At 44.4% G+C, this 24,618-nt stretch carries 21 protein-coding genes; 12 read left to right on the plus strand and 9 right to left on the minus strand.

Features of this window, described 5'->3' with window-relative positions:
- Window positions 1–26 precede the first annotated feature (26 nt).
- The 4 genes from ACDJ59_RS26460 to ACDJ59_RS26475 all read left to right on the plus strand — a co-directional run bounded on the left by ACDJ59_RS26460 (window position 27) and on the right by ACDJ59_RS26475 (window position 5,223).
- Window positions 27–1,781, plus strand: a complete 1,755-nt coding sequence (locus ACDJ59_RS26460) for an ATP-binding protein (RefSeq protein ID WP_413406706.1) — start codon at window positions 27–29, stop codon at window positions 1,779–1,781.
- A complete protein-coding gene (locus ACDJ59_RS26465) occupies window positions 1,756–2,484 on the plus strand; it encodes a LuxR C-terminal-related transcriptional regulator (RefSeq protein WP_413406707.1) in 729 nt (242 codons plus the stop codon). Before ACDJ59_RS26460 ends, ACDJ59_RS26465 begins: the two co-directional genes overlap by 26 nt.
- A gap of 188 nt (window positions 2,485–2,672) precedes the next feature.
- A complete protein-coding gene (locus ACDJ59_RS26470) occupies window positions 2,673–3,812 on the plus strand; it encodes a 5-methyltetrahydropteroyltriglutamate--homocysteine S-methyltransferase (RefSeq protein ID WP_413406708.1) in 1,140 nt (379 codons plus the stop codon).
- Window positions 3,813–4,008: 196 nt separating this feature from the next.
- Window positions 4,009–5,223 carry an ATP-binding protein gene (locus ACDJ59_RS26475; protein ID WP_413406709.1) on the plus strand — a complete coding sequence of 405 codons (1,215 nt, stop codon included), beginning with the start codon at window positions 4,009–4,011 and terminating at the stop codon, window positions 5,221–5,223.
- Between the two features lie 63 nt (window positions 5,224–5,286).
- On the opposite strand, the gene ACDJ59_RS26480 is transcribed toward ACDJ59_RS26475, so the two are convergent.
- The 4 genes from ACDJ59_RS26480 to ACDJ59_RS26495 are packed head-to-tail and all read right to left on the minus strand — an operon-like array spanning window position 5,287 to window position 9,230.
- The gene (locus ACDJ59_RS26480) at window positions 5,287–6,087 is read right to left on the minus strand and encodes an ABC transporter ATP-binding protein (protein ID WP_413406710.1); all 801 of its coding nucleotides are present in this window, start codon (window positions 6,085–6,087) and stop codon (window positions 5,287–5,289) included.
- Complete coding sequence (locus ACDJ59_RS26485) at window positions 6,087–7,118, minus strand: FecCD family ABC transporter permease (RefSeq protein WP_169482588.1); 1,032 nt, start codon at window positions 7,116–7,118, stop codon at window positions 6,087–6,089. Before ACDJ59_RS26485 ends, ACDJ59_RS26480 begins: the two co-directional genes overlap by 1 nt.
- Window positions 7,115–8,155: a FecCD family ABC transporter permease gene (locus ACDJ59_RS26490; RefSeq protein WP_413406711.1), complete on the minus strand. Its 1,041-nt coding sequence runs from the start codon at window positions 8,153–8,155 to the stop codon at window positions 7,115–7,117. The genes ACDJ59_RS26485 and ACDJ59_RS26490 overlap by 4 nt, the downstream gene beginning before the upstream one ends.
- The gene (locus ACDJ59_RS26495; protein ID WP_413406712.1) at window positions 8,148–9,230 is read right to left on the minus strand and encodes an iron-siderophore ABC transporter substrate-binding protein; all 1,083 of its coding nucleotides are present in this window, start codon (window positions 9,228–9,230) and stop codon (window positions 8,148–8,150) included. The genes ACDJ59_RS26490 and ACDJ59_RS26495 overlap by 8 nt, the downstream gene beginning before the upstream one ends.
- A 360-nt stretch (window positions 9,231–9,590) precedes the next feature.
- Here ACDJ59_RS26495 and ACDJ59_RS26500 point away from each other — a divergent pair, with 360 nt between their 5' ends.
- Entirely contained in the window at window positions 9,591–10,355 is a 765-nt protein-coding gene (locus ACDJ59_RS26500; RefSeq protein ID WP_413406713.1) for a leucine-rich repeat domain-containing protein, read from the plus strand.
- A gap of 154 nt (window positions 10,356–10,509) precedes the next feature.
- Here ACDJ59_RS26500 and ACDJ59_RS26505 read toward each other — a convergent pair whose 3' ends face one another.
- Entirely contained in the window at window positions 10,510–11,601 is a 1,092-nt protein-coding gene (locus ACDJ59_RS26505) for a GntR family transcriptional regulator (RefSeq protein WP_413409920.1), read from the minus strand.
- Window positions 11,602–12,035: 434 nt separating this feature from the next.
- Between ACDJ59_RS26505 and ACDJ59_RS26510 the strand changes: the two genes are divergently transcribed.
- From ACDJ59_RS26510 to ACDJ59_RS26535, 6 genes are all read left to right on the plus strand, one after another.
- Complete coding sequence (locus ACDJ59_RS26510; protein WP_413406714.1) at window positions 12,036–13,652, plus strand: xylulokinase; 1,617 nt, start codon at window positions 12,036–12,038, stop codon at window positions 13,650–13,652.
- A gap of 1 nt (window position 13,653) precedes the next feature.
- Entirely contained in the window at window positions 13,654–14,349 is a 696-nt protein-coding gene (locus ACDJ59_RS26515; RefSeq protein ID WP_036611813.1) for an L-ribulose-5-phosphate 4-epimerase, read from the plus strand.
- 275 nt (window positions 14,350–14,624) lie between these two features.
- Window positions 14,625–16,043, plus strand: a complete 1,419-nt coding sequence (gene araA / locus ACDJ59_RS26520; protein WP_017691494.1) for an L-arabinose isomerase — start codon at window positions 14,625–14,627, stop codon at window positions 16,041–16,043.
- 159 nt (window positions 16,044–16,202) lie between these two features.
- Window positions 16,203–16,973, plus strand: coding sequence for an AAC(3) family N-acetyltransferase (locus ACDJ59_RS26525; RefSeq protein ID WP_413406715.1), 771 nt, complete (start codon window positions 16,203–16,205; stop codon window positions 16,971–16,973).
- 336 nt (window positions 16,974–17,309) lie between these two features.
- Window positions 17,310–19,007: a diguanylate cyclase gene (locus tag ACDJ59_RS26530; protein ID WP_413406716.1), complete on the plus strand. Its 1,698-nt coding sequence runs from the start codon at window positions 17,310–17,312 to the stop codon at window positions 19,005–19,007.
- 197 nt (window positions 19,008–19,204) lie between these two features.
- Window positions 19,205–20,506 carry a hypothetical protein gene (locus ACDJ59_RS26535; RefSeq protein WP_413406717.1) on the plus strand — a complete coding sequence of 434 codons (1,302 nt, stop codon included), beginning with the start codon at window positions 19,205–19,207 and terminating at the stop codon, window positions 20,504–20,506.
- A 138-nt stretch (window positions 20,507–20,644) separates the two neighbouring features.
- Here ACDJ59_RS26535 and ACDJ59_RS26540 read toward each other — a convergent pair whose 3' ends face one another.
- Entirely contained in the window at window positions 20,645–20,983 is a 339-nt protein-coding gene (locus ACDJ59_RS26540; protein WP_413406718.1) for a helix-turn-helix domain-containing protein, read from the minus strand.
- A gap of 217 nt (window positions 20,984–21,200) precedes the next feature.
- Here ACDJ59_RS26540 and ACDJ59_RS26545 point away from each other — a divergent pair, with 217 nt between their 5' ends.
- On the plus strand, window positions 21,201–22,016 hold the full coding sequence (locus ACDJ59_RS26545) for a DNA-binding protein (RefSeq protein ID WP_413406719.1): 816 nt from the start codon (window positions 21,201–21,203) through the stop codon (window positions 22,014–22,016).
- Between the two features lie 98 nt (window positions 22,017–22,114).
- Here the strand turns inward: ACDJ59_RS26545 and ACDJ59_RS26550 are convergent, their stop codons facing one another.
- From ACDJ59_RS26550 to ACDJ59_RS26560, 3 genes are all read right to left on the minus strand, one after another.
- Complete coding sequence (locus tag ACDJ59_RS26550; protein WP_413406720.1) at window positions 22,115–22,771, minus strand: DUF1871 family protein; 657 nt, start codon at window positions 22,769–22,771, stop codon at window positions 22,115–22,117.
- Window positions 22,772–22,929: 158 nt separating this feature from the next.
- Complete coding sequence (locus ACDJ59_RS26555) at window positions 22,930–23,361, minus strand: SMI1/KNR4 family protein (RefSeq protein WP_413406721.1); 432 nt, start codon at window positions 23,359–23,361, stop codon at window positions 22,930–22,932.
- Window positions 23,362–23,401: 40 nt separating this feature from the next.
- Entirely contained in the window at window positions 23,402–24,505 is a 1,104-nt protein-coding gene (locus ACDJ59_RS26560; RefSeq protein ID WP_413406722.1) for a WXG100 family type VII secretion target, read from the minus strand.
- Window positions 24,506–24,618 lie beyond the last annotated feature (113 nt).

The raw sequence follows: 24,618 nt of genomic DNA on the forward strand, positions 1-24,618 counted from the left end.
TAATCCATCCATAAAGGACCTCCCTCATGAATTCCACAATAGAGTTTGTTGTTATGATTGCCTCGGTAATGATGACCTGCATCATTTTTATCTCGGTATACGGGTTCAGAAAAGAGCGTGGTGTAAAGTATCTTCTCGGTGTCATTGTATGCCGAATTATGTACTCCATCGGTGTCGTTCTGGAGAAAAGCAGCTATGAATTAGGAGACAAGCTGATTTTTCGCAATGTACATCAAACGGCTCTTAACTTAATGGTGCCTTTCTTCTTATTGTTCACTCTCGAATTAATCGGCCGAGACAAATTCCTTAGACCCCGCTTGAAGTTTGTGTTCTTCATTTTATTCGCACTCTGGTCACTGCTCATGTGGTTCAATTCAGAGTTACATATGATCTATCGATCCATAAAACTTCATGATGGTCATTTGACCACGATAAAAACAGGATATTCTATTACGTTCTCAATGATTTGTTATTGTATTGTAGCTATATCTTTTTATTTGTTATTTCAATATATTCGGAATATTCGTGGTGATTTGCGTAAACCGATCATGTGGGTTCTGTTTTTTGCCTCTTTTTCCGTTGTTTTTGAGATTATTAGATTCGTGCACCCTGCGTGGTCTCCGTGGCTCCTTTCGTTTACGGTTTACTGCAGTTTCATAGGTATGATCATGCTCGTGATCGTGTTGCGATACAAGTTTTTCTCTATTGTTCCATTTGCAAGGAATATGGTGCTTGATACACTACAGGAGAGTATTCTAATTGCAAATGCTTCGGGCAAGATCATCGACAACAACAAACAAGCCTCCGACTGGTTTTTGAAGCTGGGTCATGCCTCTATATCTGGTCAGAATATTACGGATCTGCTCGCAAGATGGCCCAATTGGTACACGTTGTGCGAGTCGATGCAACAGGGCAATGTCGAGATTGAAGTTTGGTTGGATGGCGAAAGAAAAATGTACAGTATAAACGTATATCCACTACATACACAGCGTAAGCAGAGGCAAGGGGTTATCTCTCTGATATTCGATATTACGGAGAAACAGCAGCATTTGGATCAAATTGCTCAACTCAGCCAATTGAAGGATCAACTGGTTACCATCGTATCACACGATATTCGTACTCCGCTGGCGGTGCAGTTTCAACTCGTTGAATTGTTGGAAGAAGACAGAGAAAACTTCAGTCCAGATCATCGGGAAATCATTGAGCAGTTGGGGAACCAGACTCGGACTACACTGGGAATGACTAATAATTTGTTAGAATGGTTCCGCAGTCAGAGTGAAGACATGGTGCTTCGTCCACAGTTATTGGAGTTAACTGAAGTTGTGGAGGAATGCTTACATATACTGCATATTCAAAGTGAGGTAAAACAGATTAGGGTGAATTACAGTATTGCTCCAGGCACTCGTGTGTATGTAGATCGAGAAGCACTTGGATTAATTATTCGCAATTTGTTATCCAACGCTATTAAATTTACCGGGGTTGGCGGCTCCATCCATGTATCCGCTCATCTATCGGGAGAAAAGGTAACTGTTTCCGTCCGCGATAATGGGATCGGTATGGAAGAGGAGTACGTTCGACAATTATTCGGAGAAATGCGGCTGGGTTCATTGCCGGGCACCTTGGGCGAGAAAGGTACGGGACTTGGACTGAGTGTGAGCCGACAGTTCGCCCAGCGAAGCGGCGGAGTCTTGTGGGCGGAAAGCAAATTAGGCGAAGGAAGTGTGTTTCACTTCACCATGAGAGGCGGAACAGGAGATGAAAGTTCTTATCGTGGACGATGAGTTCGCGATGCTGCTCGCTATGAAGCGAATGCTGTCGAATATGGAAGGCGTTGAGCTTGTCGGAAGCTTCCGAGATGCGGCAGAGGCACTGGACTTTGTCCGGGGCAGCAACGTGGATCTAGCTATTTTGGACATCATGATCGCTGGGGACGATGGATTAGAGTTGGCTCGCAGCTTGCGCTCGATTTGTGCTGAACTTGATATTGTGTTTACAACCTCCCACGCAGAATTTGCGCTGAATGCCTATGACGTTTATCCATTAGACTATATGGTCAAGCCAATTTCTAGAATTCGGCTGGCCCAGACGATCACAAGAGCAATGAATAAACGCAGTATTTCGTCGGATGACTCAACTGAGAAATGGACTGGTAACCATGCAGACAATGAAGGCGAGTCTATATCTAATACGTCATATGTGGTGGAAGCACCGGCGCTGGTCGCACCACTGACATCGCGAGAGAGAGAAGTACTACAGGGCATTGCAGCCGGATCGACTAATGAAGAAATAGCCGAACAGCTACAGATCAGCTTGAGCACCGTCAAGGTTCATGTAAGACATATATTTTCGAAACTTGAGGTACATAATCGTGTTAGTGCGGTTGCCCGGGCACATGACCTTGCGGTTATAGGTAGTGGGGGGAACCCTATCACAAGAAGCAGGGGTAAGTTTCCTCATGAAAAGAATGACCCCGGATTATCATGAAGACAGCAAGCAGCTCAATGAACATTAGGGCATCGTTCCATCGTATAAAAGGTTATATTAGGGATGAAACTATCTTTCTCGCTGGCTATAGCTAATAACTATAACCGGCTATAAGTCTTTCATAGAACAGTAAATCCGATCGGATATGTTATATTTAATTCTATAATGATAAACGGGGAGATTAACCTATGAGCATACAAACCGAACCTAAACAAAGAAACGTCACTCCATTTCGATATGATATTGTTGGCAGTTTCCTGCGCCCAAGTGCGTTGAAAGATGCCAGATTAAAATACCAGAACGGCGAAATCACCACGGAACAGTTGAAAGAAGTAGAGAACGCCGAGATTGTGAAACTCGTACAAAAACAAAAAGAGGTTGGCCTTCAAGCTGTAACCGATGGCGAATTCCGCCGCTCGTGGTGGCATCTGGACTTCTTCTGGGGACTGGATGGCGTAGAGCGGACAATCATTGATGAGGGCTATCGATTCAATGGTGCAACATCCAGACCGGAGACAGCTCGTCTGACTGGCAAAATTGGCTACAGCAATCACCCATTTGTAGCACATTATGCTTTCTTGAAAGATACGGCAGGCAATGACGTTGTTGCCCGTCAATCCATTCCAGCGGCCGCACAGTTCCTGTTCGAATTGGACCGGGCGGATAACAAAGAAAGCACACAAGCTATTTATCCGAACCGCCAAGAGCTTCTCTCGGACATTGCTGGGGCGTACAAAGCATCCATTCTGGCCTTCTATGAAGCTGGCTGCCGCAGTATCCAGATTGATGATTGCACGTGGGGTGCACTGTGTGACCAACAGTTCATCACAGTGATGGAGCAGATTGGCGTTAATGTGGAAGAGTACGCCAACGAACTTGCAAAACTGAACGAAGAAGTGGTATCTGGTCTGCCGGAAGACCTCGTGGTAACCACCCATGTCTGCCGCGGTAATTATGTTTCGACATTTGCAGGAGTCGGTGGGGGTTACGAGCCAATTGCGCAGACACTACTGAGCATCGATAACTACTCTGGCTTCTACCTGGAGTTCGATACGGAACGGGCTGGTGATTTCAAGCCGCTTCGTTTCCTGAAGGATAATCAGCAAGTTGTACTTGGACTCTTCTCTTCCAAATTTGGAGAGCTGGAGAACAAGGAAGATATCCTGAAACGGATCGAGGAAGCCAAACAATATGTTGATCTGGATCGGATCTGCCTGAGCCCGCAATGCGGCTTCGCTTCCACGGAAGAAGGCAACCATCTGACCGAGGAACAGCAATGGAGCAAGCTTGCCTTCATTAAGGAAATTGCCGAAGAACTCTGGAAGTAACATTCGCCAGCTTCGATCATCACCAATCATGTGTTGTGCATTAGCAAAAACAACTGTCAAAAAGCCGTACGGACATCATCCGTATGGCTTTTTCATGTAATCACACGCTTCAACAATTTGATCAGAGCCCATAGTATGCTGGTCGCCAAATAAGATACAATGATACTGTAGAAATTCATTTAAAAGTGGTGAATTCATGAAAGAATTAAACAGTCAGATGAATCGGAAAACGTATTATATTTCAATGATAACAATCATCATTCTGATGGTATCAGGACTAATCCTGTCCACGACAGAGTTGAATGGGATTACGGTGGGGTATGTTATCCATTGCCTATGCGTAACCGTTCTGGCCGTATGTTTATTGATGTATCCCAAGGTTGAGACATTTCCCTTCAGATTGAGCATCATTCTGATCGGGTTTGCATACTTCTATACGCTTGCTATTTTATATCCTCAGTCGTGGACAACTTATATTCTCATATGTCTACTTCCAGCCCTCGCCATCCTGTTCTATGATCTGAAATTATTTTATTTCTCGTTAATTCTCAATGGAATATTGCTCCTCATTACGTTTGGTTACAACCTCCTGTATAACCAAGAGAATGAGTATGCATATATATATACCGATGTGATAGGCAATTTTATCAATATTATGGGGAGTCAGGTCATTCTATTTCTTATTTTTCATCTGACCTTTTCTCGAATGAAAAAACAGGAACTTTATTTTGAGCAATTACAACAATCGGAGCGCTTGAAGATGATCGCTCATCTAACAGCCGCTGTTGCCCATGAAATCCGGAATCCAGTAACGGTTGTGCGAGGTTTTTTGCAGCTATATCAAGAAGATCACTCTTTTGAGCAACCGGTGAGGAATAAGTTTGCCTTAATGATTGATGAACTGAATACCGTCGAACAGGTGACCTCTCAATTTCTGACCCTTGCCAAACCTAATAGAGAACTAAGACCAGAGAAGGTCGATGTTAGGGAGGTCCTTGAAGGTGTGACGGGTCTTCTCAGCTCCTACGCGATGTTGTCGGACAGACATATGGATGTGCAGGTGGATGAGGATTGTATAATCCTTATTAATACGATTGAGTTCAAGCAGTTGCTGATCAATCTTATCAAAAATGCGCTGGAAGCTTCGGATGCGGGTACAACCGTCCAAGTAACAGCAAAGAGAGTGAAGCAATGGGTAGAGATGAGAATAACGGATCAGGGAAGCGGCATGACAGAGGAAGAGGTGAGGTCACTGGGGACTCCGTTTTATTCATTGAAAACAAATGGGACTGGGCTGGGATTAATGATCTGCTACAATATCGTGGAAAAGTATGAGGGAACGATCGAATATCACAGCGCAAAAGGTCAGGGGACCTCGGTGACTATTCGCTTGGTAGCTAAAACGGTTTAGGCGTAAAAATAAGACAGCGGCAGTTAGGACAAAGGGGTCTTTGTCTCAACTGCCGCTATTTGTCTATCTCGCATGATATCGCCCTTTAGGCACCACCATCGGTGATCCCGAGAAGGGGTCTTCTATGACCGTACATTCCAATCCGAAAATGTCTTTAACCTGTGGGGCGGTTATCACCTCTGTGGGCTTACCCTCAGCTACAAGTTTTCCGGTGTGAAGCGCAAAGATATGATCTGCATACCGCGCCGATAAGTTGATATCGTGCAGGACCATTACAATGGTCGTTCCATGTTTGCGGTTCAGCTCGGTGAGCAGGTCGAGAATCTCGACTTGATACGTGATGTCCAAGAAAGTCGTCGGCTCATCGAGAAAAAGGATATCTGTCTGTTGCGCAAGCGCCATGGCAATCCAGACGCGCTGACGCTGACCCCCTGAAAGCTCATCAATATTGTAATTGGCAAACTCGGTAATGTTCATGATAGTCATGGCTTCGGCCACAGCCTCGTAATCCTTCTTGGTCCATCCACTGAACAAGGATTGGTGTGGAAACCTTCCGCGGCCAACTAGATCCGCAACTGAAATACCCTCTGGAACAATGGGAGACTGCGGGAGTAATCCGATCACGCGAGCCAATTGCTTGGGTGGGATTTTGCTGATGGCTTTGCCATCCAGCGTAATGCTACCAGATGTAGGCTTAATGAGCCTAGCCATGGTTTTCAAAAGGGTAGACTTACCGCAGCCGTTAGAGCCAATAATGACGCTTATTTGGTTGCTCGGTATTACGATGTCCACACCGTGGATAATGGTTTTATTTTCATACCCCGCAACGAGTTGTTTTGCTTCAAATACATGTGTCGGTTTCATTATAACTCCCCCTTACGATTCATTCGGATTAACAGGAAGATCAGATACGGTGCTCCGAGTAATCCGGTAATGACGCCTACGGGGAATCTGTACTCAAAAGCAAACTGTCCGATGAGATCGGAGGCAAGAACCAGATTAACGCCAACCAGACCTGCCGGGAGAATGTTCGAAGAACCAACACCTACGAGTCTCTTCGCAATAGGTCCCGCAAGGAAGGAGACAAAGGCAATCGGGCCTGTAGTCGCCGTAGCAATGGCAACCATGCAGACTGAACTCACAATAAGTGCAATTCTGGTTTTGTCCGTATCTACACCTAGTGAAAATGCCGATTGTTCTCCGAGTTCCAATATACTGAGGTGTTTGCCCAGCATCATGATGATGGGTGAGCAGATCAGCACGGTAATCACGAGGGGCGGCAGTGCGCTCATCTGAGATCCGTTCAGACTGCCTGTGAGCCAGCGGATTGCAGCAGGAATATCCTTTTCAGAACTAACCAGTAGGAGATAGGAGATGACCGCATCAAGCATGGCTTGAATACCGATTCCGATAAGTATTAACCTTCCGATGGAGAATACTTTCCCTCTGGAGAGTACATATATGAACAACACCGTTGCGAGACCTGCAATCACTGAAGCCAAAGAAACAATAGCGCCGCTTGCATGAAGTACGACGATACAAAACACAGCTGCAGCGCTTGAACCTGACGTGATCCCGATAACATTAGGATTCGCCAGCGGGTTCCGCAACATGGTCTGGAAGGTATAACCTGCAATACCGAAGGCAAATCCGGCAAAGAGACCTGTAAGCATTCTTGGTAGACGTATCGTATTCACAGCAAAAGACACACCTTTGATCTTCTCTCCCGAAAGGGAGCTGATGACATCTTTAACCGGATAGATTGTGTTGCCGAGCAAAAGCATGGCGCAGCAAAGAGCACATGCAAGTATGGCAAGGAGACTGGTGACAAGTATCCAGCGGCGACGTCGATGACGTCTGCCCGCCATAATAAATTCAATCGATTGATCTCTCATAATGAACGCACTTTCGATCGCATCGCGAGGATGATTAATATTGGAGCACCTATAAATGCGGTAACAACTCCGACTTCAAGCTCTCCAGGGTTGCTGATGAGTCTGCCACCGACATCGGATATCGTTAGAATGATCGCTCCAGCTATGGCTGACATGGGTATGACAAAACGTAAGTCAGGACCCAGTATAAGGCGTATAACGTGAGTGGATAACAATCCAATGAAACCAATAGGTCCAGCCAGTGCAGTAGCTGCACCGCACAATAGAACCCCTGCAAGGGCTGCAATGAATCGAAGTGTTCCTGTGCGAACACCGAGTCCTGTAGCAACATCATCACCCAGCGCCAGCGCATTTAGTGCCGGAGCCGTAAGAAACGCAATGAGTACGCCAATGACCAGGAACGGGATGAACGTACTGATTCCACTCCAAGTTGCCGATCCTACGCTGCCCACTTGCCAGAACCTGAACTGGTCCATGACATACGAACGAGGGATCATAATGGCGGTGACGAGTGAGGAGAGCGCGGCGCTGATGGCCGCTCCGGCCAAAACAAGCTTAATGGGCGTGGCTCCGCCACGCCCCATTGAGCCGATTCCGAATACAAACACAGCTGTTATTGCAGCCCCGGCCAGTGCCAGCCAGATATAGTGATTGGCGCTGCTGATGTTCAAGAAGGCAATACCGATCACCACAAACAGGGATGCCCCTGTGTTGACGCCCAATATGCTTGGGTCGGCAAGTGGATTCCGGGTAACGGCTTGCATCAGTGCTCCTGATACGCCGAGTGCTACCCCGCATAACAAGCTGAAGACTGTTCGGGAGATCCGTTTGCGCACGATGTTTGCCCCATATGAGTCTACTTCCGGGTGAAATAATCCGTCGATTAACTCATGAAACCTCACGGGTCTAGAGCCAAAGACCAGTGAGGCAATCATAGTTGCACCGAGCAGAATAAAACATATCACTAACACCAAGATGAAGTTCTTGGGGACATGTGCTCGTATTCGATTATCGTTCGAAAGCGATGTACTATTCATTGATCTTGTCGATAGCTCCACTAATCAATTTCAGGTAATCATCAATAGTATAAGAGATGGAAAGTGGGTTTGGCGTTCCAGCAGCAACCAAAGGTGTATCTGCTTCAATGAACGCTACCGAACCACGTTTAACCGCAGGAATTTTACCCAGCAAAGGATCAGCCTGAATAGCTTTCAACAACTCGGCATCTCCGTATCCAACGAGGATATCTGCATCATTAAGGGCTTCAGCATTCTCTGCACTTAAGCTCAGGGAGTAGCTGTTAGGATCTGTAATTTGACTTGTGATACTCTCGGGGACAACCAATCCCAGCTCACCCAAGAAAGATACACGAGAATCGACAGGTGTATAGATATGAAGTTTGGACATGTCTTCAGCGGAGAAGTTAACCCAAACCACTTTTTTGTCTTTGATCTGAGGATACGCGGCTAATTTTTCGTTGACCATGGCCTCTGTATCTTTGATCAGTTGCTCGCCTTCTGCTTCCATACCCATACCCTTCGCATTAAACGTAACCTGCTCGCGCCATGTTGTTGCCCATGGAGCCGTTGGGTAAGCTACAACCGGAGCAATTTCACTAAGAAGATCGTAGTCTTCCTGAGTGATACCGGAGTATGCTGCAAGAATAACATCCGGATTGGAATCGGAAATGGCTTCAAAATCAAGTCCGTCTGTATCTTGGAAAACGTTCGGGTCAGTTACACCGAGTTCATCGAGTTTCTTAGCTGTCCAAGGCAACAGTCCGCTGTCATCCTGAACACCAAAGTTAGCTGCCGAGAAACCTACAGGAACTTGTCCAAGCGCGAGAACGACATCTTGGTTCGCCCATTGTACAGTAGCTACACGCTCAGGCTTTTTCTCAATAACCGTCTCGCCCAGTGCATGCTTGATCGTAATTGGATATCCGGTATTCTCATCTGTAGCGGCTGGTGTTTCTGTAGCTTGAGCTGCCGAATCACTTGCAGCAGGAGTTGCTGCTGGGTCAGCTGTTTGGTTGCCACAACCTACCAATGCCAGGATAAAGATCAGTGAAATCAGTAAAGCCGTTAATGGAAACTTTCTCTTTGTATTCATGTGTTTCCCCTTCCTGAATCATAAAATGTATTTGGTAGTGCTTAACATCCTGATTGATCAATTACATCCATTGAGATGTGAAAAAATAGATATATAAAACGTTTTATATACATGATAATGATTATCAACATCAATAAATATATCTTTTTATTAAAGGCAGTGTCAATGAAAAAATTGTAAACGCCCATATTATATTAGGGTTACATTCATTGAAGAAGTAGTCCATTATCCGTTCTTAACGGAACAGTTATAGGATGAGAGCAGGAGGGTTTTTAATAAAATAGGATGAAGATAATATCCATGTATTTCATTCCAGATCATGGTATATTTGTAGTATTAAATAATGTAAGGAGATTCTACATGCATAATCAAATCATCAAAAAGTTGATCGTACTTTGTTTGGTTTTTGTATTATTACCGGCAACGAGCGTTTTGGCTGCGTCGTCGCTTATTAAGGACCCGGTCTTGGCCAAAGTTATTCGAGCAGATCTGAAGATGTCGGCTAAGAAGGAAATAAAGGCTGCCGATTTGAAAAAATTAAAATCTCTATATGCTATGGAATTAAAAAGTAAGATTTCTAACCTGCAAGGTCTTGAACATGCCGTTAATATGACGGATTTATTTTTGCCTGGTCAAAATATAAAAAATATTAAGCCACTCAACAAGTTAAAGAAATTGACGTTCTTAGCTGTTGAAGGCAATCAGATTGCAGATATCTCGCCACTTTTAGGTCTGACTAGTCTGCAAAATCTGGTTATGGACGATAACAAAATCAAAAGCCTGGCTCCATTAAAAAATATGCGTAAGCTGACCAGTTTACTCGCCAGTGGGAATCAGGTGACTGATCTAAGTCCTCTTCAGAAGTTAAAGTTGGAATGGGTCATTATGAACGATAATAAAATTCAAGATCTGACACCTTTAAAAAATCATCCGACCTTGGAGTATTTATATGTAGAAGATAACCTCATTGAGGATATTACAGTACTCAAAACCATCCCACATCTGACAGAGGTATATTTGGCTAACAATCCGTTGAACGAGCGTGCTGAGCAGGTAGTAGAGAACCTGAAGAAGAAAGGCGTCGTTGTAAGTTTGGTAAGCGAAGAAGCGGATCAGACGAAATAAAATACAATTGAGAAGATTGATATGTAAAAAAAATTAATTCTTCATTATAGTGAACGAGAACAAAGAAGGCCGCAGATGATTCTGACGGCCCTCTTTAATACACGTTGGATAAAGAACGCTCGATAACACCTTAATGCCCAGCCCCAATCCGATATTATTCCACTACGATCTCCTTCACCGTCTCCCCCTCAACCAGCACCGGCTGATAGTAGGTATTCGTCGGCAGATCCTTTTTGCCTTGCAGATTCTTGATCACCCAGTCGGCAGCATCACGGCCCATTTGCTCTTGGGGATGTGTTAGTGTTGTTAGCCGGATGTTGGCATTCTTGGCGATGTACGAATTGTCTTGTCCAATGATGGATAACTCATCCGGGATCGAGATGCCCAGTTGCCTGCAGGCGTGCACGACCTCCAGTCCCACCTCATCGTTGTAACAGACGATCGCAGTGAGCGCATCCCTGCTTTCGTCCAGATACGTTGCTACATTAGAAGATAAATCCGGTTTCGATGCGGTATCAAAGGAAAGCACTTGTTCAGGATGGAACCGTAACTTCGCTTCACCCAGTGCCTTGATGTACCCCTTCATCCGATACTTGCCCTGCAAATCATCCATTTTGGCAATAATACCGATCTGGGTATGACCTTTGGAGATCAATTCCCGTGTGGCAAGATAACTGGATTGCACGTCATCCAGACAGAAGAATGGAACTTCCAGCTCTTCATAGAACGCATTAATCATCGTAAACGGCACATCCTGCTCTTTGAAGGACAGGTAGTACGCAATGTTGGGATTGTAGAGATTACTTTTGGTCGGTTCGACAATCAGGCCATCCACGCCGTAGGAGAGCATCATTTCGAGGGCTTTTTTCTCCTGTGCTACATCATTATTAGTACTGGCCAGCAGTAACGAGTAGTTGTCCTCATTCAGACGACTCTCAATACCGCGGATAATGGACGGAAAGATGTAATCCGAGATGTAAGTCGTAATCACACCAATCGTTTTCTTCGAAGTATTGCCACCTGATCGTGATCGATACTGATTGCTAACGTAAGTTCCTGAACCCTTTTCGCTTCGTAAAAACCCTTCGTTTGATAACTCCAAAATAGCCTTCCGCACGGTCTGGCGACTTACGGTGTAGCTTTCCTGTAATGCCAACTCGGTGGGGATCTGTTCGCCTATGCTATATGTCCCCGAAAGGATATGACTCTTTATATCATCAATGATGACCTGGTATTTTGGCTTCACGTAGTCCACTTCTTTCATCGTTACTCATCTATATAAACGTTGTTGTTCAAATAGTTGTACGTACATATTTTAGCATGATTCAGATAGGATGAAAATAAAACCGAACATTTTTCGAAATAAACCGTACATATCTAGCCTTTTTTCATGGAGGTGTACCTTACAGCATAGCCGATTTATAGCCATATAAGACCTTTGAATGGTTAAATAGACTACAATATGTGTCCTTTGTAAGTATAACTATTATATATTATTGACAAATGTACGTACAAAAAATATACTAAGGCTGTCAGAAAAGGAAAGCGCATTCTTTAAAAACACAACAGGAAGCATTTATACAAAATTCATTATTAGCTACTGCCATAAGTAGAAGCTTCACCTTATATATGCATCCTTTGGGATGTGAAATCGCGACCGGAGAGGGGATACACGTGATTATGAGTCAATTGGACTTGAAAGAAGCCATTACTAAGGGCGCTACTTCGCTCGGAATTGAATTTGGATCAACGCGGATTAAGGCGGTATTGATTGACGAGCGTGTTGAGACCATCGCATCAGGCAGTTATGAATGGGAGAACCGCCTGAAGGATGGATATTGGACGTACAACCAGGAGGATATCATCACAGGTCTGCAAACGGCTTATCGTGAGATGAAGCAAGATGTGGAACAGAAATACGGAATTACGCTGCGAACGGTCGGTTCTATTGGATTCTCGGCCATGATGCACGGATATATCGCGTTGGATAGTGCGGGCGAACTGCTGGTACCTTTCCGCACCTGGCGTAATGCTACTACAGGAGCAGCTGCAAGAGAGCTAACGGAACTTCTGCAATTCAATATTCCGGAACGCTGGAGCATTGCCCACTTGTATCAAGCGATTTTGAACGAAGAGGTGCATGTGCCACAGATCGATCACCTGACAACTTTGGCTGGATACATCCACTGGTTGCTGACGGGCAATAAGGCGATTGGGATCGGCGATGCTTCAGGCATTTTCCCAATTGACGAGTCTACACATAACTATCACCCATCTATGATCCAACAGTTCGACGAACAGATCGCAGGAAAAGGCTATCCGTGGAAGGTCGAGGACCTTCTCCCCAAGGTATATCTCGCGGGTGAGAACGCAGGTGCATTGACGGAAGCGGGAGCCAAGTTACTCGACCCTTCACAAGATCTGCAAGCAGGCATTCCGCTCTGCCCGCCAGAAGGCGATGCCGGAACGGGTATGGTGGCAACAAATAGCGTGAGAAAACGTACGGGCAACATCTCCGTCGGCACATCCGTATTTGCGATGATCGTACTGGAGAAGGAATTATCCAAAGTGTATCCCGAGATCGATATGGTCACCACGCCGGATGGTAGCCCAGTAGGGATGGTTCATGCCAACAACTGTTCCAGTGATATCAACGCATGGGTTGGACTGTTCCGTGAATTCTCTCAAGCAATGGGATATGAAGTGGATAACGCCAAGTTGTTTAGCGTGTTGTTTAACAAGGCTTTGGAGGCAGATCCTGATGGTGGTGGCTTGCTCAGCTACGGTTACTACTCAGGTGAGAACATTACGGGACTTGAGAAAGGCCGTCCATTGTTCGTCCGCTCCCCGGAAAGCAACTTCAATTTGGCAAACTTCATGCGGACACATCTATTCAGTGCCTTCGGTGCACTCAAGCTGGGTATGGACATTTTGACGGAGGAAGAGAATGTAGCCATTGACAGCATTTTGGCTCATGGTGGCCTGTTCAAGACCCCTGTGGTAGGACAACGTATTGTAGCCGCTGCGATGAACGTACCCGTGTCGGTAATGTCTACCGCTGGTGAAGGCGGCGCATGGGGCATGGCGCTTCTGGCTTCGTACATGATCAACAAGGATCAAGAGGAGAGCCTGGATGTGTTCCTGGAGCAGAAAGTCTTTAACGATGTGGAGGGTGTCGAAGTGGCACCGGATGCATCCGATGTGAAAGGGTTTGAAGCATTTATCGAACGCTATCGGAGTGGACTTGCGATTGAGCAATCAGCCGTAGATCATCTGGTAGAGAACGGGAGGGAATAACATGTTAGAACAACTGAAAGAAGAGGTATTCCAGGCGAATCTGGAACTGCCAAAGCACGGACTTGTGAAATTCACATGGGGTAACGTCAGCGCAATCGATCGGGAAAGCGGTCTGTTCGTGATCAAACCAAGTGGCGTCAGCTACGATACGATGAAAGCAAGCGACATGGTTGTGGTTGATCTGGACGGTAACGTGGTGGAGGGTGAGATGAGACCTTCCTCGGATACCGCAACACATGCCGTACTATATAAGCATTACTCGGAGATTGGCGGCATCGTGCACACACACTCCACATGGGCGACCATCTGGGCGCAAGCCGGACTGGACGTACCCGTTATGGGAACAACACATGCGGACACGTTCTATGGGGCGGTGCCTTGCGCACGTTTCCTGAACCAGGACGAGGTTGATCGCGGATACGAAGCGGAGACAGGACGCGTCATTATTGAAACGTTTGAACAGCGTGGGATTGATGTTATGGCTGTACCGGCAGTATTGCTCCATGGTCATGCACCGTTTACGTGGGGGAAAGATGCCAAGTCTGCGGTGGTAAACAGTGTCGTGCTGGAGGAAGTGTGCAAAATGAACCTGTACGCGCGGCAATTGAATAACTTTGCGAAGGAACTGCCACAAGGCATTTTGGATAAACACTATCTGCGAAAACACGGAAAAGACGCGTATTACGGACAGAAGTAATTAGGTTATGTAGCGATCGGTTGATAATAATTCAAGCGAATAAGTTGTTTGTTACTACTACCAATGAAGTTGTATCAAACTTTTTACACGATAACGGAGAGTGCAGTACCAATCTGTAGAAGCGAAGCGCTCGCGTTTATCACAGGATTTTCCCTTTGCAAAAAGGGAATCAAAAAATCCGGGGATAACCAGCGATCGGAAGATGGTACTGCAATCGGAGTGGTAAGTGTAAACCCAAATGTTCAACTATAAAATAATGAAATGAGGATGATTATATGTCAGCAGCAAAAGAATTCTGGTTTGTCGTCGGTTCACAGCACTTGTACGGAGAAGAAGCACTGGGCGAAGTAAAAGCCAACGCACAGAAAATCACGGATGCCCTTAATGCAAGTGGTGTGTTGCCATACCCGCTCGTATTGCAGGATCTGGCAGTAAGCGCAGATAAAATCACGAGCACGATGAAAGAAGTCAACTATCGCGACGAAGTAGCAGGTGTCATCACGTGGATGCATACGTTCTCCCCGGCGAAAATGTGGATTCGTGGTACAAAATTGCTGCAAAAACCTTTGCTGCACTTGGCAACCCAATTCAACGAAAGCATTCCGTGGGCAACCATCGATATGGACTTCATGAACTTGAACCAAGCCGCTCACGGTGACCGCGAATATGGCTTCATTAATGCCCGTCTGAGAAAACAAAATAAAATCGTTGTTGGCTACTGGGAGCGCCCAGAGGTGCAACAACAGGTTGCTGACTGGATGGACGTAGCGGTAGCTTATAATGAAAGCTTTAACATCAAAGTAGCACGCTTCGGTGATAACATGCGCAACGTAGGCGTAACCGAAGGTGATAAAGTGGAAGCACAGATCCAATTCGGATGGACCGTTGATTACTTCGGCATTGGCGACCTCGTGCAATACGTGAACGCTGTAACAGAGCAGGAAATCGATGATCTGATCGCTCAGTATGGAGACCTCTACGAATTCGATTACGGCACGAACAGCAAGGAAGCTTGGGAAGCCAGCGTACGTGTGCAAGCGAGTTATGAAATTGCCATTAAACGTTTCCTGGACGAAGGTGGTTACAGTGCCTTCACTACAAACTTCGAAGATCTGCATGGCATGAAGCAACTTCCGGGTCTGGCAGTTCAACGCCTGATGGCTCAAGGGTACGGGTTTGCCGGTGAGGGTGACTGGAAAACAGCTGCGCTGGATCGCTTGCTGAAAATCATGGCTCATAACGAGAACACGGGCTTCATGGAAGACTACACATACGAGATGGCTGCTGGACAAGAAGCGATCCTGCAATCTCACATGCTTGAAGTAGACCCTACACTAGCTAGCACGAAACCAAGAATCATCGTGTCCCCACTGGGTATTGGCGATCGCGAAGATCCGGCACGTCTTGTGTTCGATGGCAAAGCAGGTGAAGGTGTCGTGGTATCCATGGCAGACTTCGGTACACATTACAAACTACTGATCAATGAAGTATCTGCATTTGAGCCAACCGTTCCAGCACCTAATCTGCCGGTAGCGCGTGTTCTGTGGAGCGTGAAGCCGAACTTCCAGGATGGAGTGAAAGCATGGATCGAAAATGGTGGCGGTCACCATACGGTTGTATCCTTGAACCTGACAACAGATCAGATCGTGACGTATGCGAAGCTGGTGAATCTGGAGTACGTTATTATTAAGTAAAAGTGGATTGGCAGCTACTGCCTGAACTTATACAAATCTTTCTCTGTGGCCGGGGGTTAACCCTCGGCCCTTTGTTTGTTATGCTGAGAAGCATGATGTGAGGCTGAGCAAGGATTGGCTTTTTCATCGACAAGGGATAAGAAATGAAGGAGGAAGGACATGTATACAAAAGAAAGCTTGATGCAGCAGCTAGAACAGCTTGGTGTGGATAGGCAAGGCACGTTGCTCATTCACTCTTCAATGAAGAGTTTAGGCGAGGTTGAAGGTGGAGCAGACACGGTGTTGGATGCCTTTAGTGACTATATGAAAGAGGGATTGTTGGTGCTTCCCACTCATACGTGGTCTACCATTAATGCGGATAACCCAATGTTCCACGTGGAAAATTCTGTATGCTGCGTGGGTATTCTACCTGAACTTTTCCGTAAACGTCCGGGCGTAGTTCGTTCGTGGCACCCGACGCACTCGGTAGCAGCACTAGGACGGGACGCAGAGGCGTTTACGAAGGACGATCATCTCTACGATACGCCATGTGCAAGAGGTTCCGCATGGGGGAAACTGCTCGATCGGAAAGCGACGATCTTGTTAGTAGGCGTTGACTTGAAGCGGAATACATTTATCCATGGGGTCGAAGAGTGGGTGGACATCCCAGGACGAATGACGGACGAGCATGAAATGCTGTATACGGTTTTACCAGATGGAAGCCAGATTTCAGTACCATCCCGCAGACATTGTGGGTTGCCATGGTCGGAGCATTTCTGGAAAGTAGATGAAGTACTGGTTCGCGAAGGTGCGATGCGTACAGGAAAGCTCGGGGATGCGGTGGTAAGAGTATGTGATGCGGCTAGGACCGCAGAGGTAATCACGGAGATGCTCAAGCATAACCCCGATCTATTCACGGACAACCTCCCTCTACATGCAGTAACCGAATGATACAAGGGCCGTCCGGTAGCCGGATGGCTCAATATGAATCACATGACACTGCCCAAATATCTCCCGAGTAGATGATCTTCCTCTCCTGTTTGTACTCTAAACCTTCAAAAGCATTCATAAATAATCAGAAATAGATCAGCATTTCGATCAGAGGTTGGTCGGACTTCCAGTGTATGGGCTACTCACCCTTATGGTGGTGTGATAAGATATGGTTAAATTAACCAATAAGTTTGGCGTAGCAGAATTGTATAGGTGTTTATTGAAGTTATATATAAGTATCACATAGAATCATGAACAACCACGTTGTCATTGTAGCATCTAAGAAGGAGAAGATTCGTGAACCCTTTAGTATGGTATGATCTCTTTTTATTTGTCCTTTTGTTTGGTGTAGGTGTATATGTGTTTGCTACAGTTAGAATTACGAACTTACATAAAGTGTACTTTTTATTTCACGGGTTGATGATGCTCTGGCCTTTCTGTCAATTTGCGAGTACGCTCACGGATGATTCCGGTCTGCAGTTGTTCTACGTTACCTTATCTTTCGTTGCGGTCTCCTTGCTTGGGAGCGGGTGGCTTCTACTGACGATCTTTATTACCGGTTATTCAGAGCGTCTGAGTGCAAAAGGAACCTTCTTGCTATTTGTTCCTGCGGTAATCGGGGCTATAGGTGTGGTCGCCAACCCATGGAACGAATTCGTCATTCCCCTGGAGGGCGGGTACATCGAGCGGGCTTACGGCCCTTGGTTCTGGGTTGTGATGGTTATTCTGGTGAGCTATTTCTTGATGTCTCTCGTCGTTCTGTTCCGGGCGGTGTATTCATCGCAGACGTCTGCCATGATCAAAAAACAGGTGCGGATCACCCTGTGGGGCATCTTGGTCTTGGCTGTCTTTGCAACGATTGATGCCATTCTGAATGTGGTTCTAAGAGCGTATTTACCGTTCATCATTCCTGGCATGACTTCGCTTGGGATCTTTCTGTCGGACCTGTTCTTCGTCTATGTGATCAAAAGATACAATGTGTTCGATCTGGTCTCCATCGCGCATGAGGACGTGATCAATACGATTCCATATGGCATCCTGGTACTGGATGAGAATGAAGTCATTGTTGAAGCGAACAAAGCCTCGCGATCCTTTATGGATCTGCATGTGGGGGATTCTTTTGATATGGAAGCCTTTCTGGAGTCTGTTCATGTTGTGGGCAGCTGTCGGGAGTTCGTGAATCATTATAAGAAAAAAGAAAATACCCTCTCCCACATTGAAGTGATCGTGGAGCGGGACAACAATATCCGGCACTTTATCCTGCAATCTTCTCCGATTGTGGATTCGGCTCTTGTGCCGATCGGTCATATTCTCACGTTCCAGGATGTCTCGCAGGAGCGTTTCTACGTGAAAGAGATGAATCGCCAGAACGTAACACTCCAGGAGCGAAACCAGGCGCTGGACTTGATCCGTCAGGAGTTATCCGAGGCCAATCGCAAACTGGAGGAACTCGCCCTTACAGACAGTTTAACCAACTGTTACAACCGTCGTTATCTGACGCAACATCTGAATCACGAGGTCATTACCAATATTCAATACAAAACACCATTCTCACTCCTGCTGCTTGATATCGACTACTTCAAAGCGATCAATGATCGCTACGGACATGTCATCGGGGATGAAGTGCTCGTCCGCACGGCGGAGGCCGTCAAACAATCCATCCGCAGTACGGATATTCTGACGCGTTATGGCGGGGAAGAGTTCATGATCTACCTTCCGCATACGGAGCATGACTTGGCGAATCAAATCGCAGAGCGCGTAAGAACAGCTGTGGAGTCCAACCACATCATGGTGGATCACGAGATTATGCAGGTGTCCATTACGATTAGTATTGGAATTCTGTCCTTTGAGGACTTTGAAGTTGTCCATGTACCGGACAATCCGGAGGGGTACTTGACTCAACTGTTCGCTGCGGTGGATAAGGCGTTGTATCAGGCGAAGCAGAATGGGCGTAATCGGATTGAGTTTGCGGCGTTTGAGCGGGGAGTTGTTTAAAAGGGAAAAGAACAGTGGTGTACTCAGCTAATTATAATATCAATGGAAGCTAAGATAATGTGGTTAAATATAGAGCTACATATTAGGGAGAATTGTGGGTTGGGAGAATACATCATATGTTGTTAGAATTTGTGTTATTATTGATTGGTAAATAATAACTCATCTTATAAATATAAATGAATTGGGGGTGTTGTATTATGTTAAACAAATTAAAATCTCAGGACGTTTTTGGTGTGTCCAATACAATATTAGTTCCATCCTACATAGATAGGGGAAAGTTAGATATTTCAGTACAACGGCATTTGGAGAGACCCACTCATATTGCACTACGAGGTGAATCTAAGTGTGGAAAGTCATGGTTCAGACAAAAGAATATTCCTAATTCAATCGTTGTTCAGTGCCGCTTTGGTAAAAGTGTTGTTGATATATATACGGATGCATTATCTCAAATCGGTATAAAATTAATACTTGAGGAGACACGAGGGAGTAGCCTAAAAGGCAGAATAGAGGCTCAAAGTAGCCTTGGAATAGTTCTTCTGGCGAAATTAGGAGTAAAAGCGGCAATTGAGGCAGATAACAATGATAGCTTAAGAGAAAAGCCAATAGGGCAAGATGTTAATGATTTAAAGTTTGTTGCTGATATCATAATCAACTCTGGTAAAAGATTGGTTATTGAAGATTTTCATTACCTCTCCGTAGAAGAAAGAAAGAAATTTTCCTTTGATTTAAAAACTTTGTGGGATTACGGATGCTTTGTGATTATTATCGGGGTATGGTCTCAAAGTAATTTGCTTACTTATTTAAATGCAGATTTGTCTGGGAGAATCGTTGAGATGTCGATTTATTGGTCTTCAGACGATTTAAAATCAGTAATCAGAAAGGGAAACGAAGCACTCAATATAGAATTGTCTAATAGTTTGGAGAGTTTAGTTATTGATAATTGCTTTGGTAATGTAGGTATTCTTCAAAAGCTGATATTGCTACTTCTAGATGAAGCGGCAATTTATGAAGAACGAGAAACTAAACTAGATGTATCGAATAAACAGTATTTTAATGCAGCCGGAGCAAGTTACGCAGATCAGTTAAACGCTATTTATCAACAGTTTGCAAGAACGGTATCAGCTGGAATAAGGAAAAGAAAGGACTCAACTGGGATATACGCTCATGCTATGGCAGTTATTGTATCTGCAAGTGATGATAAATTAATAAATGGACTTGAGTTAGATGAAATATATCAGATTGCTCATAGCAGAGAAGCTAGGATTAAAAAAGGAAACCTTAGAACAGTACTAAACAAGCTAGAAGAATTACAAGTTGATGAGGGTGGCAGAGGACTTGTAATTGCATACAATGACTCAACTGACCAAATTTCCGCAGTTGATAGACAATTACTCTTTTATCGTAAACATTTAACTGTTACTTGGCCTTGGGAAACTTTAATTGCTGAAGTGAACGATGAAACTTTAAGCGATGAGAATGGACAACTTTACTTATTTTAACGATAGGTTAAGGTCACTTAAGACCTTAACCTATTATTTTATTAAAATACTATTATTTTCTATTATAGAATGAGTAGAATAGCTGTCTTAACATAATTGCAAGTAGGCTAAGTTTCAGATTCTATAAAAAGACTGTCATTAAAATGCTCTTTTGATTTCATTGAGAATGTTCTTCACAATTTCTACTTGCTCTTGATTCAAATGGTTCAAAAAAATTGAAAAATCATCAATTGTTTTTCTCTTGATTAATTCAGTTTCATTACTAGAATCTTGATAAAAGAAATCCTGTTCTGGCATATTTAATGAGGAAATAATCTTTTCTAAAGTATCGATAGAGAAATTTCTCTCCCCTCTTTCTACCGATCCAACATATGCATCGTCTAATCCTGAAAGTTCTGCGAGCTGCTGTTGTGTCAAACCCTTCGCCTTACGAATTGCCCTAATCCTTTCACCGACCGAATTCCGTAATTTTGTCATATTAACCACCTCTCCTAAAGGTTAGGAGAGTATCGATGTATTTAGCAGAGATATAAAGGCGGTAAAATATCTTGAAAAAACTGCGATTAAGTATTATATTTATTATATTGTACTACTTCTTTGTAGTTTCTGAAAAGGGAAATAATTAATTGGGCTGACTAATGCTAAATCATAGAATTCTATTTACTATATCTCGGACTTAAAGGAGGATCTCCTTTTGCGAAAATCTATCCTAAAATCACTCAAACCGGACATCATTGTTGAAATGCTGGACATGGCTGTGGCTTTTGAAAATTGGAACAAGGTGATGGAGAGGGCGGACATGTTATATCAATGTGTGCAGTCCATCCATGAAGAGCGGCAGGAATATCAGTCAAAGGGAGTGCCTGCACCACATATACACATCGAGCGGCCCTTGGTCTACTATTACGGGTTCAGTCACCTAATGCGGGGTATGGCTCACCAGAAGATGGGACAGGTAGATCAGGCGCGAGCTTGTATCGCTCAATATGGAGATCTTGGATGGATGGAGGATCTGAATGAGGTAGGTATGCTGGTGGTACAGGAGTTCAGACATAAGGCACTGGTGAATCGGTATGCTCTCGAGATTGAAGCCGGGCAGGTGCAACTGCTGGAGGAGTATGTGAACTTTTTGCTTGAGCATCCTGAGGAATGGTTAGCGGGTCTGAAAGTGATTACGGAAGCAGCAGTGCGGCATAGATGGCAGATTGATCGAGTTTTAGATGTGTTCGAGGATCAGATGCAGGGCGAAGGCACAGAAATTAATTCTTCAAACAACGAAGGTATGTACCATTACTGTTATCAGCGAGCTTTGTACGAACAGTGGATGGAAAGACCACAGGAGGCTGTGGAGTTCATTTTGCAGGCAATCAGGTTAGCGCATAAGCTAGGGATGGATCGGTATTTTATAAGGTGCACAGTATTGTTGGAATCATTGCGGGAAGAGGCGACAGCGGAGCAGATTGGACGGTATCGGGTGATGTTGGAGGGGATAGGACAGGAGCGTATCTAAGTTGATTAAATAGACACACACTCTGAGCGTTGAAAAGACTGCCTACGATTTAATTGATCATACGCAGTTTATATTTTACCTGAGTCACAGTCGTATACTTAGTCACGGTCAGGAAAGATCGGCTTTTTATTTACTAAATTAAACCAATCTTCAATATGATCACTTAAAGATGGAATGTCGTTGATCCCTTTTTCACATATTTCGTTATACTTATCACCTAAAATTCCTTTTAGATTATAATTTTCCTTATATTCGTCCGTTAATCTTGCCTGATATACTTCATATGGTTCCAAGCTGTAATTTTGGTTGCGAGTCTCAAGACCAAGATACAACTTCCATTGTAACTCGCCCTGGAAAGCATCTATACAGATAGCTAATTCGTTGTACACCTTCCCTGGATTGAAAAATCTGAAATAAAATCCAGGCGTGTGATGATAAAGATCCTCTCTTGCAAACATATTATATCTGACCCATTCGTAGGTACGAAGCTTAGATAATGTATAGCCTATGAAGTGCGGCAGTTCCAGAATTTTATTCGCAATATTTGTACATGACTCTAAACTCTCAGTGAATATATCGCTCCCAAATTTCTCACTGAACATCGTGTATATTTCTTTAGCTAAGTTATGTTTATCCAAGCTGGCGTTACGAGTACATTCTTCAATTTGTTTTACCTCTTCCTCATATTCATCCTCAGGAGCGTAGGGGAATAGATCAATGGGGTCCCATTCGTCTATTATTTTTTTAACTAACATATGTAACACCTCTTTTAAAATCCTTTATAGATCCTGCGGGGCCGGTCATTACACAAATGTTTCCCGAATCAGAAGCTTTTATCGGTTATCATGAGAGCATCCTTTCAAGATTCTGATTCTAGTATAGACTCCATCCTTACTGGATGAAGTCAGATTGTTTAATTAAATTGTTGGATAAACGCTGTAAAGTCTGTGGCGGCCACATGACCACCCAAGGGGTTGTAAGAATTTATCGTTTCAATATAGATAATATTAGGCTGAGAATTGTGGCTGTAATTAAAACAAAACAGGTTACCCTCTACATCTATAGCAAAAGGAAAATGATTAGGAGGAAGGTTGTTCTTTTGCTCATTATATATATCCAATATATCAAGCTCATCAAATGCGATGAAGGTTAAGAAGGAAGAAAACATCACTTTTTTTCCACTAATGTTCAACGTCCGTTGGGCAGGTTCTGCACCGTGATATTTTTCTATGAAATGAATGTACTCAGAGGGGAATTGTATACCCCAAGTCTTTTCCACTGTCTTTACGGTATGAATATCAACAGGAGGATACTCCGTGCTCCATGCATTATTATTATCGACCATTTGATCTACTCCCTATTAATAATTGAATTTAAACCTGGAGCTATTTAATCCAATTTATATCATCATCTGACCAGTATGTGCTCCAATTAGGATCATCTACCTGACTAACTTGGATGATTTCTCCCGTGTCGTTTCTTCTAACGGCGTAACCGCCATCTTCATGATAGTATACAGTGACGGGCGCATTATTCTGTCCTTTTCTTTGGTCAATCCAATCCACTGTGCCTGCCGGCTCATGCATAGCTTCACCCAATCGTTGATCATTCCAACCACGTTCAGCAATTTGATCTGCAATACTTTTGCCACCTCTTTTTGTAGGCTCTTGGCTGTAGTGAAAGGGAGCTCCAGAATAACTATTTAAATTCGTATCTGCTTCTTTTCCCTTTCCCCCTCCAGAATCCGTATGGGGCGAGTGATGCTGTTTGCCATCAATGGACTTGATCCCGACTTTTCTACCGAAGATTCCGAGGAGCATAGAAGTTGTGATATTTGCTGCGTACTCTGCTCCGCCTTCTTGCTTCATTTTATCAAACTCGGCTGCAATATGCTTTTCTGCCTGTTCTCGGGTATCTCCGTTATCCCAAGCATAGTTCCAACTAAAGGCGATTCCGCTCCCTATGTCGGTAACTGTACCAATGGTATTATCATACAAGAAGTTACCCGCAGTATCTAATGGATGTTCGATAAGGTCTTTACCTAATTGCAGGGCAGAGTCACCAATCGCTAATATATTTTCTCCGGCCTGATTGAAAAAGGCATCCACATGTTCCTCAACGCTTCGTTTAGGAGGGGGATCATTTGGGCCGCAAACAAGATCATTAGTACGAGGTGTGCCCGGATTAGCCTGATATTGTAGCAACGCAGAGATGTTAACCATAGTGGAATCAGTATCCACAAAGCGTTCCCGGATCTGTTCCAAACGAAGAGATATTGTATGAAGCAGCTCCAGAGTGGTATTCAGGTTTTTCTCTGCATAACGGTATAAATGGGCAAAGCGCTCGGCTGTCTCGCCTTCAAAACCGTCGAGTAGGGGAGTAAGTTGGCTGTTTAATCTAGCCAGAGTTTGTTGCAAGTGCCCGTGTCCTACCTTAAACACGCCAATCGTGTGTGTCATTTGATCCACAGGGATCTGTATCTTTGTCATCGTCTCAATCCTCAGTTCTTGATCTATACTATATTTTAATCCATGTTAGATGCTGTTTGTGAGGACCTATAGTTCTATTTGTTTGTACCCATTATCCTGAAATTCTCAAACGG

It is taken from the genome of Paenibacillus amylolyticus, from assembly GCF_047302515.1.
Classification (GTDB): Bacteria; Bacillota; Bacilli; order Paenibacillales; family Paenibacillaceae; genus Paenibacillus; species Paenibacillus amylolyticus_G.